12 protein-coding genes are annotated in these 18740 nt (G+C 65.0%); 4 read left to right on the top strand and 8 right to left on the bottom strand.

Annotated features, from left to right (window positions below; translation table 11 throughout):
- Window positions 1-46 precede the first annotated feature (46 nt).
- A complete protein-coding gene (locus D9V34_RS09890) occupies window positions 47-1321 on the bottom strand; it encodes an ABC transporter substrate-binding protein (protein ID WP_121688672.1) in 1275 nt (424 codons plus the stop codon).
- A gap of 484 nt (window positions 1322-1805) precedes the next feature.
- Here D9V34_RS09890 and D9V34_RS09895 point away from each other — a divergent pair, with 484 nt between their 5' ends.
- On the top strand, window positions 1806-4286 hold the full coding sequence (locus D9V34_RS09895) for an adenylyl cyclase (protein WP_183091941.1): 2481 nt from the start codon (window positions 1806-1808) through the stop codon (window positions 4284-4286).
- 57 nt (window positions 4287-4343) lie between these two features.
- Here the strand turns inward: D9V34_RS09895 and D9V34_RS09900 are convergent, their stop codons facing one another.
- Window positions 4344-5516 (bottom strand): alkaline phosphatase family protein, encoded by a 1173-nt coding sequence (locus D9V34_RS09900; protein ID WP_245991991.1) that lies wholly within the window; start codon window positions 5514-5516, stop codon window positions 4344-4346.
- An 88-nt stretch (window positions 5517-5604) separates the two neighbouring features.
- On the opposite strand from D9V34_RS09900, the gene D9V34_RS09905 reads away from it, so the two are divergent.
- On the top strand, window positions 5605-8274 hold the full coding sequence (locus tag D9V34_RS09905; RefSeq protein ID WP_121688674.1) for a DNA gyrase/topoisomerase IV subunit A: 2670 nt from the start codon (window positions 5605-5607) through the stop codon (window positions 8272-8274).
- A 136-nt stretch (window positions 8275-8410) separates the two neighbouring features.
- On the opposite strand, the gene D9V34_RS09910 is transcribed toward D9V34_RS09905, so the two are convergent.
- Entirely contained in the window at window positions 8411-10492 is a 2082-nt protein-coding gene (locus tag D9V34_RS09910) for a DNA gyrase/topoisomerase IV subunit B (RefSeq protein ID WP_121688675.1), read from the bottom strand.
- Window positions 10493-10665: 173 nt separating this feature from the next.
- Between D9V34_RS09910 and D9V34_RS09915 the strand changes: the two genes are divergently transcribed.
- A complete protein-coding gene (locus D9V34_RS09915; protein WP_030143592.1) occupies window positions 10666-10890 on the top strand; it encodes a DUF7455 domain-containing protein in 225 nt (74 codons plus the stop codon).
- A gap of 175 nt (window positions 10891-11065) precedes the next feature.
- Here D9V34_RS09915 and D9V34_RS09920 read toward each other — a convergent pair whose 3' ends face one another.
- From D9V34_RS09920 to D9V34_RS09940, 5 genes are all read right to left on the bottom strand, one after another.
- Window positions 11066-11785: a type 1 glutamine amidotransferase gene (locus D9V34_RS09920; RefSeq protein ID WP_121688676.1), complete on the bottom strand. Its 720-nt coding sequence runs from the start codon at window positions 11783-11785 to the stop codon at window positions 11066-11068.
- On the bottom strand, window positions 11782-13092 hold the full coding sequence (locus D9V34_RS09925) for a Mur ligase family protein (RefSeq protein WP_147441676.1): 1311 nt from the start codon (window positions 13090-13092) through the stop codon (window positions 11782-11784). The genes D9V34_RS09920 and D9V34_RS09925 overlap by 4 nt, the downstream gene beginning before the upstream one ends.
- Entirely contained in the window at window positions 13076-14299 is a 1224-nt protein-coding gene (locus D9V34_RS09930; protein WP_030143595.1) for an RNA polymerase sigma factor, read from the bottom strand. The genes D9V34_RS09925 and D9V34_RS09930 overlap by 17 nt, the downstream gene beginning before the upstream one ends.
- Window positions 14300-14598: 299 nt before the next feature.
- A complete protein-coding gene (locus tag D9V34_RS09935) occupies window positions 14599-15936 on the bottom strand; it encodes an MFS transporter (protein WP_121688678.1) in 1338 nt (445 codons plus the stop codon).
- Window positions 15937-16115: 179 nt separating this feature from the next.
- Window positions 16116-17057: a proteasome assembly chaperone family protein gene (locus D9V34_RS09940; RefSeq protein ID WP_121688679.1), complete on the bottom strand. Its 942-nt coding sequence runs from the start codon at window positions 17055-17057 to the stop codon at window positions 16116-16118.
- A gap of 130 nt (window positions 17058-17187) precedes the next feature.
- On the opposite strand from D9V34_RS09940, the gene D9V34_RS09945 reads away from it, so the two are divergent.
- Complete coding sequence (locus D9V34_RS09945) at window positions 17188-18690, top strand: leucyl aminopeptidase (RefSeq protein WP_121688680.1); 1503 nt, start codon at window positions 17188-17190, stop codon at window positions 18688-18690.
- Window positions 18691-18740: the final 50 nt, after the last annotated feature.

An 18740-nucleotide genomic window follows, 5' to 3' on the forward strand; every position in this document is an offset into this window, starting at 1 on the left:
GAAAGAGGGTGGGGCGGCTATCTCGCCGCCCCACCCGGGTACCTCGTTACTTAATGGCCTTGACCTCGGAAACCCACTGCTTCCAGGAGGTGTCCGCGTCCTGCGTACCCTCCTCGACGCGGGTGAGCGCCTTCTGCATCGCATCGTTGATCTGGAAGTACTTCTCGCCCTTGAACGGCGACACGGTGACCGCCTGAGCTCGCTCGGAGAAGATCGACCCGATCGGGGCGTTGTTGAAGTACTCGTTGGTGGCCTCAAGCAGGGTCGCGTTGGTGAGAGCCTCGTTCTGGCTCGGGAAGTTGCCGGAGTTGCTAAACGCCTTGATCTGCTGCTCGGGAGCGGTCAGCCAGTCGGCGAGCTCCTGGGCGGCCTCGACGTTCTTGCCCTTGGCGGGGACGGTCAGGTAGGAACCGCCCCAGTTTCCACCGCCACCGGGGAAGACATTGGCAATGTCCCAGCCGGTCACATTCTTGGCGTTACCCTCGATCACACCGAGCATCCATCCGGGGCACAGCATGGTTGCGAAGGCGCCGTCGGCGAGTCCGGCGTTCCAGTCATCGGACCACTGTCCGAGCTTTGCCGACTGGGTCTTGCTGGCCGCGAGTACCTCATCGTAGATCTTGCGAACATCGGGGTTATCGGTCGCGGTGACGTCGCCGGTCTTGGGGTTCTCATAGGCCGCCTCGACCTGGTTGATCATGCCCTGGTAGGTGCCGCCGGCGGAGTCGAAGAACGGCTTGCCGGTCTTGGTGCTATACTCGTTACCCACCTCGAAGTACTTGTCCCAACCGCCGGTCAGCAGCGCGGTGACCTCGGCACGGTCGGTGGGCAGCCCCGCCTCGGCGAACAGGTCGCCGCGGTAGCAGATGGCCTCGGGTCCGATGTCGGTGCCGTATCCGATCAGGTTCTTGTCGGAGTCGGTGGCGGCGTTGACCTTCCAGTCCAGCCAGCGATCGTGCAGCTTCTCGGGCACCGGGGCCAGCATGTCCGAGTACTTCATGACCTCGGGCAGCCAGTCCACCTCGATTGCCTCGATGTCCGCCAGACCGGACTTGCCGAGCTTCTGGAAGTAGTTTGCTCGGGCGTCGTTGCTGGTCGCCGCCCGGTTGTGCACAACCGTAACGTTCGGGTGGGCGTCGCTGTACTCCTTGAGCAGCGCATCGGTGTAGCCAAAGTCGTTAAACGTGGCCACGGTCAGGGTAATCTTGCCGTTCCCCGATCCCGCCTCGCCGCCGTCACTCGCGCAGCCGGCCAGGACCAGTGCGGCGGCGGATACCAGCGCAACGGCGCCCGCACTCTTGCGGAAAGCACTCTTGTTCACAATCACTCCTTCGTGGTGGTGGGGTGAGCTTCATCGCTCTGGATTGAGACGCTGTGAGAGCGCTCCCAATCGGTGCCCCCGATCCTATGAGAGCGCTCCCAACTAAGTCAACTCGGGGTCGACGACCCTCCCGATTTTGGATGGCATTACCCTCTCCCCGTGCGTCAATTTTGGGCCGCCTAATCGACTCAAGAACGAGCCGCCTCGACGCCTCCCGCGGCGCCTTCAGACGATCGTGGTCATCCCGCAATTTCGCCAAATCAGCCAGTTTGTAAACCGGGATGAATATACGAAAATAGCCCGATATTCCGCGGAATTCCAAGGTTTTCGAATCGGGTGGAAATTTACTTGTTGACAGGTAAGTAAGTAAATCGCTAGCCTGCACCTGTCGACGCCGAAGTCGATGAAACGCCCCTCACATTTGTTCAAGGGAGAACACATGCGATCCAAATTATTGCGTGAAAAAAATGGGCCAAATTTAGCCGTGTCGGCCGCCGCGATTCTTGCGTTGGCAGCGGCCGGAACGATCGTCACGGCACCCGCCGCGCACGGTGCCGATCCACTCTTTGGTCCCAACGTCACGATCTTTGACGAAAACTGGAGTGTGGACGCGATTAACTCCGCTCTTCAGGCCGCCTCCCACGAGGGAGAATTCAGCCTCAAGCGCCACCAGTTCTTCTTCGCCCCCGGCACCTACGGCGTGAACAACAACGCCGACAACCCCCTGGCCGCGACCAACATCATCAACTCGGAACTCGGCTACTACCAGTCGGTCTCCGGGCTCGGGGCCTCCCCCGACGATGTGCTCATCAACGGGGCGATTCACGTCGAGCCCGAGCGAGTGTGCGAGGCGAACCCCTGGGACTGCCAGCAGCCGGGCTCGCTCACCAAGTTCTGGCGGTCGATGAGCAACCTGGCGTTCAACCCGATTCAGCAACCGGTCGGAGTGGATGCGACCCGCCCCTTCCCCAGCGGAATCACGGCCCCGCACCAGATGCGCTTTGCGGTCTCGCAGGCGGCACCGCTCCGACGCATTCACATCAAGGGTGACCTGACGGTGTTTGGCCGCGTGGGCGAGTATGCCAGCGGCGGCTACCTAGCCGACAGCAAGGTCGACGGTCAGATCGTTACCGGATCCCAGCAGCAGTGGTTCACTCGAAACTCCGAGGTGGGAACCTGGGAGGGTGGCGTTTGGAACAACGTGTTCTCCGGGGTCACCAACGCCCCGGCCACCGACTTTGGCCAGCCCCGCGCCGGCGGCGTCGGCGTGACCACCAACGTCGATAAGACCCCGGTTTCCCGCGAGATTCCGTTCCTGTACAAGGACGGCAACAACTTCAAGGTCTTTGTCCCCAAGGCCCACACGAACTCCACCGGCGCCAACTGGTCCACCGATGCGTCGGCCGGACAGTCCCTGCCGATTAGTGACTTCTACATCGCTAAGGCTGGCGACACGGCCGCATCCATCAACGCAGCCCTCGCCTCCGGCAAAAACCTCCTGCTGACCCCCGAGGTGTACTACCTGAACGCCCCGATCAAGGTCACCCGGGCCAACACCGTGGTCCTGGGTCTCGGTTACGCATCGCTGGTACCGAACAACGGCACCGCGGCCATCGAGATTGCCGACGTTCCCGGCGTGAAGCTCGCGGGAATCACCGTGGACGCACACACCAAGAATTCCGACGTGCTGGTTCAGGTGGGCCCCCGGGGTGCCACCGCCGCCGAGGTGGCGAACCCCACCACCCTGTCCGACGTCTTCATCCGTGTGGGTGGCCCCTGGGCCGGAAACGCGACCACCTCGATCGAGGTCAACACCCCGAACACCCTCCTCGACCACATCTGGGCCTGGCGTGCCGACCACGGTGACGGTGTTGACTGGCACACCAACGTGGGCGACCACGGCGTGGTGGTCAATGCGGATAACGTGACCGCGACCGGACTGTTTGTGGAGCACTACGGCAAGAACCAGGTGATCTGGAACGGCAACAATGGCCGCACCATTTTCTACCAGAGTGAACTCCCCTACGATCCGCCCACCCAGGCCGACTACATGGACGGCACCCGGCTGGGATACTCCTCCTACCGGGTGGCCGACACCGTGACCAGCCACCTGGCGCAGGGTATGGGTGTGTACTCGTTCTTCGATGACACCCGGAACAACGGCAACCACGTGTACGCCGAGAGTGGTGTTCAGGCACCGCAGAACGCCAACGTGCGCTTCGAGTCGCTGACCTCGGTGTTCCTCAACGGTACCGGCGGTATCAACCACGTCATCAACGGCACCGGTGCCCAGGTCAAGGGTGGTTCCCCTGCCACCATGACCGCGCAGGTGGTGTCCTACCCCGGCGTGGATCGCAGTGCCCCGACCGTCTCGATCACCGCGGACCCCGCGGCGCCGGGCCCCAACGGTTTCTACACCAAGAAGGTCACCCTCACGGTGACGGCCTCGGATGACTTCCTTCCGGCACCCCGGGTCGAGTACCGCTTCCTGTCCGCAGGAACCGTTGCAACCAAACCGGCCGCCCGGGTCGAGTCGGTGGCCCTGGCCGCCGCCGTCCCGACCGAGGACGCTGCCCAGGATGAGGTCCCTGTCGAGGACGACACCGAGTGGATTCGTGCCGAGGGTCCGATCGTGCTGGGGAACGGTGACCACAGCGTCGAGGTGCGCGCGGTGGATGCCGCCGGAAACATCTCGGCCAGCGCCAGCTGGTCCGGAAAGGTTCAGGTTGCCGTAGATGCGGAGACTCCGGACCCCGGCACCCCCTCGGTTACCCCGACCCCGGTCACCCCGGGTGACGGCGGCGCCGCAACCCCCGGCGTGATCGCCGCGCCGGGCGCTCAGCCGGGCGGAGGTCTCCCCCAGACCGGTGCCGCCGGTCAGGCGGGCGCGATCATCGCGCTGCTGCTGATGGCCGCGGGTATCGCCCTCGGTGCCGTGCGTCGCGCGCGGGCTCAGCGAGGCTAGTTCAACGGATCCTCCGGATGCCCAGGACGCACGTCCTGGGCATCCGGAGCGCGGCCGCTAGCCGCGGCCCGGCGGGGCCCAGGCCCCGAGGGTAATCCACGGCACCAGCACCTCGTCCTCGGTGAGGGAACCGTGCTGGCCCACCATTCGCCGCGAACTCTGATCCGTCGGTCGCGAATCGTAGTAGGCGATGCGCTTGCGTGCGGCCACCAGAATGTCGCCAATCCGGGGTGCGACCTCGGGTATCACCGTGCCAAACAGGCCCGCCGCGATCGCCTCCTCCCGGGAGAGCACCCAGGCGCGCTCCCCTTCGCTCTCCTGCCAGGCACCGAGGGTCGCAGCCCGTCGCTCGGGGGAAACACCCGCGTCAAAGTAGAGGTGCCGCATCCGAGGCTCCCCGCCGATCAGGCCGATCCCGGCCACCAGGTCGGGATCCTGATCAAAGAGGACGTGCGCATAGTCGGGGACATCCACGATGCCGTGGTCGGCGCTCAGGGCGATGCCCACGCCGGACCCCACACGCGCATGCAGCTTGCGAACCTCGGCGTCGAGATCCTCGAGCGCGGCCAGCCAGCGCTCATCGGCCACGCCGAACCGGTGGGCGATCTGATCAAGCTCAGGGACATAGAGGTACACCAGTGCCCCGGGGGTTTCGGCGAGTTTAACCGCCTGTTCGAAGCGCTCGGCGATGCGGTCCGCGGGAACATAGGTGGCACCGCGCAGGATTGCCCGGGTCATGCCGCTGGTGGCATACTTCCCGGTGCCCACGGCGAAGGGACGCAGACCCAGCCGGCCGGCGTGTTCAAAGAGCGGCTCGCGGAGCTGCCAGGTTTCGGGAACCATCCGCTCATCCCAGCCGGTGAGTCCGTTAACGATGCGATTGTGTTGAGCATCGCGCATCTCATACCCGACCACGCCGTGCTCCCCGGGCCAGGCACCGGTCATGATCGCGGTGAGGCTAGCCGCGGTGGTGCTGGGGAACACCGATTGCAGGGTGGGAAACTTCTGAGCCGTCAAAAAGCGCGCATAGGGCTTGGCCGCACGCAGCTGCTGCGCACCCAGTCCATCTACCACGATCAGGATGGCCGACTGGACCGGACCGAGGGGCACACCGGGCATCGCCGCGGGCGTCGGCAGGCCCGTTTCGGGGTGCAGAGTGGCGACAAGATTCGGCAGGATATCGGCTTGGCTGCGGGAAACGTCGGTGCGTGTCGGTAACATTGAAGGCATCGGGTTAAGTGTGCCATAGAAGGCATGGTTACCCGGCTCCCATCCGCCCTCGCGCCGTTCTCCTCGCGCGGCCATCCGAAACTATGGAATGACCCGAAAAGACTCCGCTTCCACCAGCGCTGCCCCCGCCGAACGCATCCTCGATGTTGATGTGACCGATGAGATGGAGGGCTCCTTCCTGGAGTACGCCTACTCGGTCATCTACTCGCGCGCGCTCCCGGATGCGCGCGACGGACTCAAGCCGGTGCAGCGCCGCATCCTGTACCAAATGGCCGACATGGGTCTGCGCCCCGACCGCAACCATGTGAAGTCCGCCCGCGTGGTGGGCGAGGTCATGGGTAAGCTGCACCCGCACGGTGACGCCCCCATTTACGATGCTCTGGTGCGCCTGGCCCAGCCGTTCACGATGCGCCTGCCGCTGATCGACGGCCACGGAAACTTCGGATCGCTGGATGATGGCCCCGCGGCTCCGCGTTACACCGAGGCGCGCCTGGACGCGACCGCGCTGGCGATGACCGAAAATCTCGACGAGGACGTCGTGGACTTCATCCCCAACTATGACGGCGCCCTCATGCAGCCCGATGTTCTCCCCGCGGCCTATCCGAACCTCCTGGTCAACGGCGGCAGCGGTATCGCCGTGGGTATGGCCACCAACATGGCCCCGCACAACCTGATCGAGGTTGTGGGCGCCGCGCGCTTCCTGCTGGAAAAGCCCAAGGCTACCCTCGAGGAGCTGATGGCGTACGTGCCCGGCCCCGACCTGCCCACCGGCGGAACGATCGTGGGTCTTGCCGGCATCAAGGATGCCTACGCAACCGGTCGTGGCGCGTTCAAAACCCGCGCCAAGGTCACGGTCGAAAACCTGACCCCGCGCAAAAAGGGCCTGGTGGTTACCGAGCTGCCCTATCTGGTGGGCCCCGAGCGGGTGATCGAGAAGATCAAGGACGGCGTCAACAACAAGAAGCTTTCGGGCATCTCGGACGTCACCGACCTCACCGACCGGACCAACGGTCTGCGCCTGGTCATCGGGATCAAGACCGGCTTCAGCCCCGAGGCCGTGCTGGAACAGCTCTACCGATTCACCCCGCTGGAGGACGGCTTCAGCATCAACAACGTCGCCCTGGTGGATGGCGGGCCGCGGACCCTGGGTCTGCGAGAACTGCTGCAGGTCTACGTGGATCACCGCATTCAGGTGGTCACCCGCCGCTCCAAGTACCGCCTGGCCCGGCGCAAGGAACGCCTGCACCTGGTGCTGGGACTCCTGATCGCGATCGTCGATATCGACGAGGTCATCCAGGTCATCCGCGCCAGCGATGACTCGGAGATTGCCCGCAAGAAGCTTCAGGAGGTGTTTGACCTCTCCAAGGTGCAGGCCGAGTACATTCTCGAGCTGCGTCTGCGTCGCCTGACCAAGTTCTCGCGGATGGAGCTGGAAACCGAGCGGGATGAGCTGCAGGCACAGATCGCCGAGCTGGAGAAGCTGCTGAGCAGCACCCGCCGGATCCGCACCCAGGTGTCCAAGGAGCTTGAGGCCGTGGCCGAGAAGTTCGGGACCCCGCGTCGCACCATGCTGACCGAGGCTGCCCCGAGCATCGCCGGATCCGCACGCAAGAAGGCCGGTGTTGTTCTTGAGGTCGCCGATGTGGCCTGCACCATCTTCCTGAGTGCCACCGGCCGCGCGCTGCGGGTGGACCGCCCGGCGGGCGAGGAGGTCACGATTACCGCGCCGCCGCGCCGCGCCAAGCACGACGCGATTGCCTCGGTGCTGGAGACCACCTCACGCACCGAGATCGGTGCGGTCACCAACCTGGGTCGCCTGATCCGCTTCTCCCCCATCGACCTCCCGGCCGTGCCCGCCGCATCGATCCATCTGGCCGCGGGTGTGAAGATCTCCGATTACATCGCGCTGACCAATAAGAAGGAGCGAGTGCTGGCCCTGGTCGATCTGGGCAGCGATCGCCCGGTCGCGCTGGGTACCGCGCAGGGTGTGGTCAAGCGGGTGACCGCGAACGCCTGGCCGAATAAGCCCGAGTTCGAGGTGATCGCGCTGAAGCCCGGCGACGAGGTTGTCGGGGTCAGCCAGCCGGCCGAAACCGATGAACTGATTTTTGTCACCTCGGACGCCAAGCTCCTGCACTTTGTCGCCTCCTCGGTGCGCCCGCAGGGTGCTCCGGCGGGTGGTATGGCCGGCGTCGCACTGGTGGGGAGCGCGCGCGTGCTGTTCTTTGGCGCGGCACCGCATGCCGAGGAGATTATGGTGACCACGATTTCGGTGGCCGAGGGCACGATCCCCGGCACCGATCCGGGCCGAGCCAAGACCTCGACGTTTGCCGATTTCCCGGCCAAGGGTCGTGCGACCGGTGGTGTCCGGGCCCACGCGTTCCTCAAGGGTGAGTCTCACCTCGAACGCGCCTGGGTGGGACCTGGTCCCGTGCGTGCCCTCTCGGTCGAGGGCTCGGCGCGTCCGCTGCCCGAGCCGGTGGGCCGCCGCGACGCCTCGGGTGCCGCGCTTGAGCAGGTGGTGACCTATCTGGGACGGGCGATCCAGCCCGACACCGGCTCCGGCTCCGCCGCCGCGCCCGACGCCGACGCCCCGCAGGATGGTCCCCTGGATGCCCCCTCGTTCGAGGATGGCGACGTGATCCGGATCCCCGCCCGCGCCTCGGCCACCCCGGCCCAGCCCCTCGGCTTTGACACCGACGGCGTGCTCTCGGTGGAACCCGCCGACACCGTCACCCTGGACCTCGATCTGGAATAGGTTCCACGATAAAGGGGCCCGGTCTCACTCAGATGAGTGAGACCGGGCCCCTTTTATGATTTGGTGCGCCAAGGTGACGTGGTGTGCCCCGGCGGGTTAGCACGCACCGTGGCGATCCGGCATACGCGGGAGCAGATTAGACGTCGATGCGTTCGCGGCTGAGATCCGCCGAGTGCTCCACGATGAAGTCCTTACGCGGCGCCACGTCGCTTCCCATCAGCAGCTCAAAAACCTTGGAGGCCCGCTCGGCGTCGCCCATGCGTACGCGGCGCAGGGTTCGTCCCGAGCGTTCCATCGTGGTTTCGGCCAGCTGGTCGGCATCCATCTCGCCCAGACCCTTGTACCGCTGCGGATCCTGGTAGCGCTTTCCGGTGGCCTTGAACTCGGCCAGCAGGTCGTGCAGTTCCTGCTCGGAGTACGTGTAGATCGTCTCATTGGGCTTGGAGCCCGGGTTGATCTGCACCACCCGGTGCAGCGGGGGCACCGCCGCGTAGACCCGGCCCGCATCGATCATCGGCCGCATGTAGCGGAAGAACAGGGTGAGCAGCAGGGTACGAATGTGCGCACCGTCCACATCGGCATCGCTCATGATGATGACCTTGCCATAGCGGGCGGCGTCCAGATCAAAGCTGCGGCCCGATCCGGCACCGATCACCTGAATGATCGCCGCACACTCGGCGTTGGAAAGCATGTCGGACACCGAGGATTTCTGAACGTTGAGGATCTTGCCTCGGATCGGCAGCAGCGCCTGGTGCTCGCTGTCGCGAGCATTCTTCGCGGTACCCAGCGCCGAGTCACCCTCGACGATGAACAGCTCGGAGGTTTCCACATCGTTGCTGCGGCAATCCACCAGTTTCGCGGGCAGCGATGAGGACTCCAGCGCGTTCTTACGACGCTGGGTTTCCTTGTGGGTGCGCGCGGAAATGCGCGACTTCATCTCGGCGACAACCTTGTCCAGCACCAGGGCGGTCTGGGTCTTGTCGTCCCGCTTGGTCGAGGCGAAGCGTTCCTTGAGCTGTCCGGAGACCACCGAGGCAACGATCGCCCGCACCGCGGGGGTACCCAGGATCTCCTTGGTCTGACCCTCAAACTGCGGCTCGGCCAGACGCACGGTTAGGACCGCGGTCAGCCCGGCCAGGACGTCGTCCTTATCCAGCTTGTCGTTTCCGGCCTTCAGTCGACGCGCGTTGGCCTCGACCTGGGCGCGTAGGAAGCGCAGCAGCCCCTGGTCAAAACCGGTCTGGTGGGAGCCGCCCTTGGGGGTCGCGATGATGTTCACAAAGCTGCGCATCACCGTCTCATAGCCGGTGCCCCAGCGCAGAGCGATATCCACGGTGCACTCACGCTCCACCTCGGTGGGCACCATCGCGCCACCGTCGGTGAGTACGGGCACGGTCTCGGTGAAGGTCGAGGTTCCGGTCAGGCGCCACACATCGGTGATCGCCGCATCCGGGGCCAGGTGATCCACAAACTCGGAGATGCCGCCGTCAAACTCGAAGGCGTGTGATTCGGTCTCCTCGCCGCGGGAGTCCTCGATGGCGATACCGAGGCCGGGGATCAGGAACGCCGTCTGCTTGGCGCGACCAATCAGGTCGTCCATCTGGAAGTTGGCACCCTTGGTGAAGATCTGCGGGTCGGCCCAGTAGCGCACGCGGGTACCGGTCTTGGCCTTGGCGACCTTGCCGATGGGCCGCAGCGCCGGCTCACCAAACTCGGTGAACGGGGTGAAGGGGGCATCGGGGGTGGGCGCGCCGGTGTCCTCGAAGACGCCGGGTACACCACGCTTGAAGGACATCAGCCAGGTCTTGCCGCCGCGATCCACTTCGACGTCGAGGCGGGCACTCAGCGCGTTGACCACCGAGGCACCCACACCATGCAGACCACCCGAGGCCGCATAGGAGCCCGAGCCAAACTTTCCGCCGGCGTGCAGCTTGGTGAAGACCACCTCGACACCGCTCAGCCCGGTCTTGGGCTCGATGTCCACCGGGATACCACGCGCGGTGTCACGCACCTCGACCGAACCGTCGTGGTGCAGCAGGATGTTGATCTTGGTTCCGAAGCCCGCTAGCGCCTCATCCACCGAGTTGTCGATGATCTCCCAGAGGCAGTGCATGAGGCCGCGGGAGTCGGTGGACCCGATGTACATACCGGGTCGCTTCCGCACCGCCTCAAGGCCCTCGAGGACGGAGAGGTGGCGCGCGGAGTATTCAGTGGTCACAGGGATAAATTCTACCGAAAACCCCCGACATCGCTTGCCACCGACACGTTGTGAACGGCCTGAGCGTACGCGCCTAGCGAAATTGCCCCGGAACGGAATGAAATTGCCCCCGGACGTGGTTGGATAAGACGTGAGGCCGAACGATTGGCCTCCTCACCGGTCAGGAGGAAAACATGACACAGATCACCGAAAGCGCTCCGAGCGTGGTGGACGCCCCGGCACTGACCGCGGCCGACCGTTGCGACAGCTGCGGTGCACAGGCCTACGTCCGGGTAACCCTTGCCAATGGCGAGCTCATGTTCTGCGCTCACCACGGTAAGAAGTACCAGGAGAAGCTTGCCGCCGTCGCCTCGAACTGGCACGACGAGAGCGCCCGCCTCAGCGAGGCTCGCGCCTAAGGCTCGCCCACACTCGCCGGCGCTGCTGATACAGCGCGAGAGCGGCGAGTCCCCAAACCACGCGTCGCCGTCCGGGAAACCGGACGGCGACGTTTTGGTGTGCGGACACCATCCACCAACAAAAACACCCCGCCTGAACCGAGGTTCGGGCGGGGTGTTTGAGTGGTTGAACGGCTTAGCGGGGAAGCTTGCCAATCAGGATCTCGCGGGCGAGATCGATGGTCTGATCCAGCTCATCGTGCTTGTCGTTCTTGATGTAGGTGTCTCCGGTGCGGGCCACGGCCAGGCTGATCAGGTGATCGGCAAACACCGGGTTCAGGACCAGCGCCGGGCCGTGCAGGTGTGTGCCATAGGCATTGCCCACAACCGCGCCCTCCAGGCCGTCACCGTTACCGAAGCCGTTGCGCACCGCACCGATCGGCGCCATGCCCTGGGCAAGCGTGGTCACGGCCGAGTGGTTTTCGGTACCGATCAGCAGACCAAACTGCCCATCGATACCAAACGCCTCGGTCACGATCCGCGCCGCGGTAGCATCCACGGTCACGTCAAAGACCCCGGCACCCTCGATCACGGTATTCGAATCGAGCTTGATCGTCTTGCCCAGCAGGTGGAACCCGGCACCGGCGGCCAGGAAGACCACACCCGCCTTCGCCCACTCGCGCAGCTGCTCGGCGATCTGCGCAAACTCCGGGGCGAGGGCACGCTGTGCACTCGAGGATCCGGTCCCCACCACGACGATGTCGGGGAGGATACCCAGGGTGTCCCCCGGGTTGTAGGTGCGCTGCTCGACCTCGATACCGGCGAGCTCCAGACGGTGCGCGAGCGCACGCCGGTTGCCGGTGTCCCCGTTCAGGGCCAGGTCGTTGGAGAAGAGTTCAAGAATGGAGACGGTCACGAGGCCGCACCTGCTTCCAGGTCCTTATAACCCAGGTACTTCCGGGTTGCCATCATCTGGTCGTAGTCGAGGAAGAACGTGTGGCGTCCGCTCGCCGGGCGCGGCCCGTCAAGCACTGCCTGCACGGCCTCGGTCACGTCCGGGATGATCCGGTCAAAGGTCTTGCCCTCATAGGCCAGTCGGGTCGCGACAAACGCACCCTTGGGGCCCGAGATGACATCCACGTGCTTGATCTTGGACAGATCGGCGTTGTAGAGCCAGGAGGGGTCGTAGGACGACTCATCGTAGGCAAACAGCACCGAGTCCGGCTCATAGGTGAGCGAGTCCAGGTTCAGCTGCAGCGACGCCAGGTTCTTGAGCATCAGGATCTCAACCTCGCGGTCACCCACGGTCATGATCTCGCCGCGACCGTACACGGTCTTACCGGCCTGAACGGCCTTCAGCGCGATATTGACGTCGAAGCGCTCACCCAGGGTGTGCGCGGCGAGGGTCAGCGTGGCGGCCACGTCGACCGCATAGTGCAGTCCGCGGCTCGGCATGGTGATCGGGTAGTCGGTGCCGGCGAAACGGATGACCGCCTCGTTACCGGCGGCCGAAACCACTTCGGCGACCGGGTGCGCGCCGTTAGCCGACGCCTCGATCTCCGAGTAGTCCCGGGCCGAAGCCTGACCGTGCGGAGCAGAAGCCAGAGCCTCGGGGGTCGAACCGAAGTACTCCACCCGGTGCTTGCCACCCTGCTCCAGCTCGGTACCGAGCTTGGCCAGGAAGTTGTCGTCACGGTTCAGCGCCACGTAGCCGTCCACCGCGTGAGCGATGTTGCGGAACATGGTCGCGACCCGGTCGGGCTCACCGAAACGGTAGATCTGGTCAACCAGCAGGTTGAGGATCACCGCGGCGCGCGGACGCAGCTGCTCGGCAATCACCACACCGTAGCCCTCATCAATCTCCAGGATCGCAATATCCGCGTCCAGGCGACCGGTCAGCGAGGTCTCCTTGAGCAGTGCCGAGGCGATGCCCTGAGGCATGTTGGCACCACTGGGGTTGGTGAACACCTTGAGGCCGTGTGCACGCACAACGTCGGTCATGATGTTGGTGGTGGTGGACTTCCCGTTGGAACCCAGGATGAACACCACGCCGTGCGGGAGGCCTGCCGCCACGTCACGCATGACGTTGGGGGCGAGCTTCTGGACAACCACTCCCGGCAGGGCGCTGCCGCCCCCGCGCAGACGGGTCGCGAAACGCGCGGCCCGTCCGGCGAGGATCGGCAGGACGTACTTCACGCCGCCCGGCTTACTCAAGGTAGTCACGCAGCGACTGCGAGCGGGACGGGTGGCGCAGCTTGGCCATAGTCTTCGACTCGATCTGACGGATCCGCTCACGGGTCACCCCGAAGGTGTCACCGATCTGATCCAGGGTCTTGGGCATGCCATCACCCAGGCCGAAGCGCATCCGGATCACGCCGGCCTCACGCTCGGAGAGCGAGTCCAGCAGCGATTCCAGCTGCTTCTGCAGCATGGTGAAGCCCACGGCGTCGGCGGGAACCACGGCCTCGGTGTCCTCGATGAGGTCACCGAACTCGCTGTCACCATCCTCACCCAGCGGGGTGTGCAGCGAGATGGGCTCGCGGCCGTACTTCTGCACCTCGATGACCTTCTCCGGGGTCATGTCGAGTTCCTTCGACAGCTCCTCGGGGGTGGGCTCGCGGCCCAGGTCCTGCAGCATCTGGCGCTGCACGCGGGCCAGCTTGTTGATGACCTCAACCATGTGCACGGGGATACGGATCGTGCGAGCCTGGTCGGCCATAGCGCGGGTGATCGCCTGACGAATCCACCAGGTGGCATACGTCGAGAACTTGAATCCCTTGGTGTAGTCGAACTTCTCCACCGCGCGGATCAGGCCGAGGTTACCCTCCTGGATCAGGTCCAGGAACTGCATCCCACGACCGGTGTAACGCTTGGCCAGCGACACCACCAGACGGAGGTTGGCACCGAGCAGGTGGCTCTTGGCCCGCTGACCGTCCTTGGCCACCCACATCAGCTCACGCTTGAGCTGCGGGGTCATGCCGTCGGCCTCGTTGGCGAGCTTGTCCTCCGCGAACAGGCCGGCCTCGATACGCATCGCAAGCTCAACCTCCTCGGCGGCGTTCAGCAGCGCAACCTTACCGATCTGCTTGAGGTAGTCCTTGACGGGGTCGGCGGTGGCACCGGTGATGGCTGCCGAGTAGACCGGAACCTCATCCTCGTCGTTCTGCGAGGACAGAACCAGGGCGTCCTGGGGCAGGTTCTCGGGAATGTCCGACTTCTTGTCGGTTTCCTCCTCGTCTGCGCCCTCCTCGATGTCGGGTGCGTCGAGAACCTCGTCCACCGCATCCTTCTTTGCGGCGCGCTTGGTCGCCGGCTTCTTTGCCGGTTCGGCCGCGGCGGCCTTCCTTACTGGTGTTTTCCGAGTCGCCTTTGCGGGCGCTACAGTTTCAGCTTCGGTGGCTTCCGAAGCCTGCACTTTCTTGGTTGCCATGGAGGCACCTTTCAGTCTTGAGGAGGGGTACGTGGTATCCCCCACCCATCCTCAATCCACGATAGTTTTCGGACATTACTAGGACCCATGTCAAGTCCGAATGTGATGCGCGGCAATTAAGCCACTTCACGCTCGGTCAAGAACGGGTCCTTCCTTCCATTATGCCATGCTTTGGAAGGTCTTTTTGCCACGACCCCTTGCGCAGCGGGCAAATCATGGGGTATTGGCGGGCATTTTTGACGGGGGAACAGTGAATTTAACCGCAGGATCTGCGGTTTTATTCCCAAACTGGGGATAGGTCAGGATGCGTCATGACCGTCGCGACCATCCTTGCGGCGCAAACGTGCAATCATCGCGACCCAGACTGGGCCGACCTCGATTCCGTCCTCGGAGAGAATCGAACGGGTGCGGCGACGGGCCCGGAACAGCATCACCACACCGAAGGCGATCACCACAAACTGGACGATCATCGCAAAGCGGAACGAGTGCAGGGAGTACACCTCGGCGGGTGGGCCACCGTGGCCACCTACGAGGTCCAGGATCACTCCCATCAGGAACATGATCACAAAGCTCGCACTGAACCCGCCCACGTTGACCAGCCCATTGGCCGAGCCGAGTACGCGCGAGGGGTTATAGGTGCGGGCAAAGTCGAAGCCGATCAGCGAGCCCGGTCCCCCGGCGCCCATCGCAACCAGCAGGATGATGACCAGCCAGAGTGGCGGCGTCCCGGGCCAGAGCAGCACGGCGGCCCAGGCCACAGCGATCGCGAAGACCAGGCCCAGCACGATGTTGCTGCGCCGGTACGGGTAGCGCGCACTCAGCAGACCCAGAATCGGACCGATCGCGATACCGGAGGCCACCACCACGAGCAGCATCGCCGCCGCAAAACCCTCGGTGAAGCCGAGCCCGTAAACCATAAAGGGGATGCCCCAGAGTAGCGAGAACACGGTGCCCGGGGACTGGGTGGTGAAGTGCGACCAGAATCCCAGCTGGGTGCCCGGGCGGCGCAGCGCCATCCCGAGCTCGCGCACGGACTGTCCCCAGGTACCCACGGGCGGCGGAACCGGGGCGTCGCGCGGGCGATCACGCACGGTCGCCAGAACCAGCACCAGGGCCAGGACGCAGAGCGCGGCGGCACTCAGGAACGCCGGGCTCCACCCAAACTTGTGGAGGACCCAGGCAAAGGGAAGCGCCGAGAGGACCTGTCCCAGCTGGCCGATGTTTCCAATCCACTGCGAGAGCTGCGGAACCCACTTCCCGGTAAACCAGGAGGAAATCAACCGCAGCACCGAGACGAAGATGGCCGCGTCGCCCGCGCCCACCAGGATGCGCCCGAGGACCGCAATGCCGAGCTGATCAGCAATCGCCAGGATGACCTGGCCTACCGCGAGTAGGCCCAGGCCGAAGAGGATCAGGACGCGCGGCCCCAGGCGGTCGATGAGTACACCGACCGGCACCTGCATGGCCGCATAGATGACCAGCTGCATGACGGCGAGCGTGGAAAATGCCGCGGCGGATGCATCAAAACGCTCGACGGCGGCAACCCCGGCGACACCCATCGTGGCGCGCTGCAGGACGGCCACCATGTATGCCAGGGCACCGATCCAAAAAACAATCCAGGAGGTGCGCGTATTCACCAATTCAGCTTATCGGGCCACTCGCAACGATTCGATCCGCCCCGCCATCGTATTCACTGCACACTTGTGATCCGTGGCTGCACGCCCATCCGAGCGGCAGCCATCCGGCCCGAGACGCCCGCGCGGCGCGGGCAGGCGTCCGCAGCACGGAAGCCGGCGATGATCCCTCAGCGGCCGAGCTACTCCCCCGAATCGCGCAGGTCTTCGCCGTTGTCCTCACCCTCGGGACGGCCGGCCAGGAAGCGCTCAAGCTCGGCGGCAATCTCATCCGCAGAGGGCAGCGACCCATCCATCGCCACAAACGGCGAGGCGGGCATATTCGATTCCATATAGGAGTCGTGCCGCTCCTCGAGGGTCGCCACCAGGCGACGTAGCTCATCGTTTCCGGCCACCTGCTCGTTCAGGCGCTCCACAAACTCACGAGCCTGGTCGCGCAGACCATCGGTGGGCAGGATCAGCCCGGTGGCCGCGCCCACGTACTCAATCGCCGCGATCAGGACATCGGGGTACTGCGTGTCGCTGAGGTAATGCGGGGTGAGCAGTGCGAGACCCGCCACGGCGAGGCCGTGCTCGGTCAGGCGATACTCCAGCAGGTGCAGGACGTTGGCGGGCAGCTGGGTCTGCGGACGCCAGACGGTCAACGACTCGATCAGGTCGGCGCGGGTACCGCTCACCGTCACCGGAACCGGGCGGGTGTGCGGCACCGGCATCGGCACCGCGTGCAGCCAGGTGGTGCGGGCGATGCCCAGGGTGTCGATCAGCCCGGTAATGGAGCGCACAAACGCCTCCCACCTAAAATCGGGCTCGTAGCCACTCAGGAAGAGGAAGGGCTGGGAGAGCTCATCGTGGACGAGGGTCAGCTCCAGGCGCGGCGGCACGTAGTCGGAGAGGTGATCCTCGTCGAAGGTCGCGATCGGGCGACGGGCGCGATAATCCAACAGTTCGTCATTATCGAAGGTGGCCACAACCCGGGAATCCAGGTTTTCCCGAACGAAGTCGATGAACTGCGCCGACGCGCTACCGGCATCCGAATATCCGGTGAGTGCCACCACTAAATCGAGCCCGGCGGGAATGTCCGCGGGGTTCACATCGAGGGAAATAAGTCGGTCCGAGTCAGCCATGGATCCACTCTAGGGCTCACAACCGGAACAATCCTCCGTTTTTGGCCGCTCCCGCTTTGCCATCAGCGAACACGCATGTAACCCGCGCGCATACGGGCGGTTCGACCACACATGGGCATAGCATGGAGGCATGACCGTTCCCGTTCTTAATATCTCCACCACCCCCGCCGATTCCGCGGCCGCGACCGTTCTGGTCCTCGCCGCCCACGGAACCGGCGACAACGTCACCCTGGTCGCCCCGGCCGGCTTTGAGGCCGTATCCGAGCTGGTTGGCCCGCTGGGCATCTCGGGTGCCGCCGACCGTCTGGTCCGCCTGCCCGCCGTGGCCGGTATCGCCGACACCCTCGCCGTGATTGGCCTGGGCGGCGAGCCCACCACCGATCGTCTGCGTTCGGCAGCCGGATCCGCGATCCGTCAGCTGGCCGGTGTCGAGCACGTAGCCCTGGCGCTCCCGGTTGCAGACGTGACCGAGCTGTCGGCCGTGACCGAGGGTGCCGCACTCGGTACCTACTCGTTTGTGGACTACCGCGGCGCCACCCAGGCCGAGCAGAAGAGCGCGGTGGAGACCGTGACCGTGCTGACCGAGACCGGAACCGGCACCGAGGACGAGCACCTGGCGATCATCGCCCGTGCCGCCGCCGTGGCCGAGGCCGTCTCGCTGGTCAAGGACCTGGTGAACACCCCCGCCAACGACATGTACCCCGCCAGCATGGTGACCGCAGCCACCCAGGCCGCCGAGGGTCTGCCCCTCGAGTTCACCGTCTGGGACGAGGAAGCTCTCGCCACCGACGGCTTCGGTGGTCTGAGCGGCGTCGGCCAGGGCTCGACCCGCGGACCGCGCCTGCTGAAGATCAGCTACTCCCCCGAGGGCGCCACCCAGCACCTCGCACTGGTGGGCAAGGGCATCACCTTCGACACCGGTGGACTCTCGCTGAAGCCCGCCAACTCGATGCTGGGTATGAAGTTTGACATGGCCGGCGCCGCCGCGGTGCTGGGCACCCTGACCGCCGCCGCCGAGCTGAACCTGCCCGTACGCCTCACCGGCTGGCTGTGCCTGGCCGAGAACATGCCCTCGGGCTCGGCGATCCGCCCGGGAGACGTCATCACCATCCGTGGTGGACGCACCGTCGAGGTCACCAACACCGACGCCGAGGGCCGCCTGGTTCTGGCCGACGGTCTGGTGGCCGCCGGCGAGGAGCAGCCCGACGCGATCGTCGACATCGCCACCCTGACCGGTGCCGCCCTGGTTGCCCTGGGCGACCGCTACATGGGTGTGCTCGGCGACGACGAACTGGTCGAGTCGGTCATCGCCAACTCCAAGCTCGTGGGTGAGCCCGCCTGGGCCATGCCGATGCCCGCCGAACTGCGCGGCATCCTGAACTCCAACGTGGCCGACATCATGAACGCCAATGTCGGAAACCGCAACGGCGGCATGCTCGTAGCTGCGCACTTCCTGAAAGAGTTCACGACCCCGCGCGCGGACGCTCCGGAGACCACCATCCCCTGGGCACACCTGGATATCGCGGGACCCGCCGATAATGGCGGTTCCGCATACGGCTTCACCGGCAACGGCGCAACCGCCTCGGGCGTGCGTCTGCTGCTGTCGCTTGCCGAAGAATATTCGCGTAGGTAGTAAGGTTCTTATGGTGGCCTTTACCACCCAGGCGAGCCACACAATGGTCT

This window comes from Mycetocola lacteus, from assembly GCF_003667575.1.
Classification (GTDB): domain Bacteria; phylum Actinomycetota; class Actinomycetes; order Actinomycetales; family Microbacteriaceae; genus Mycetocola; species Mycetocola lacteus.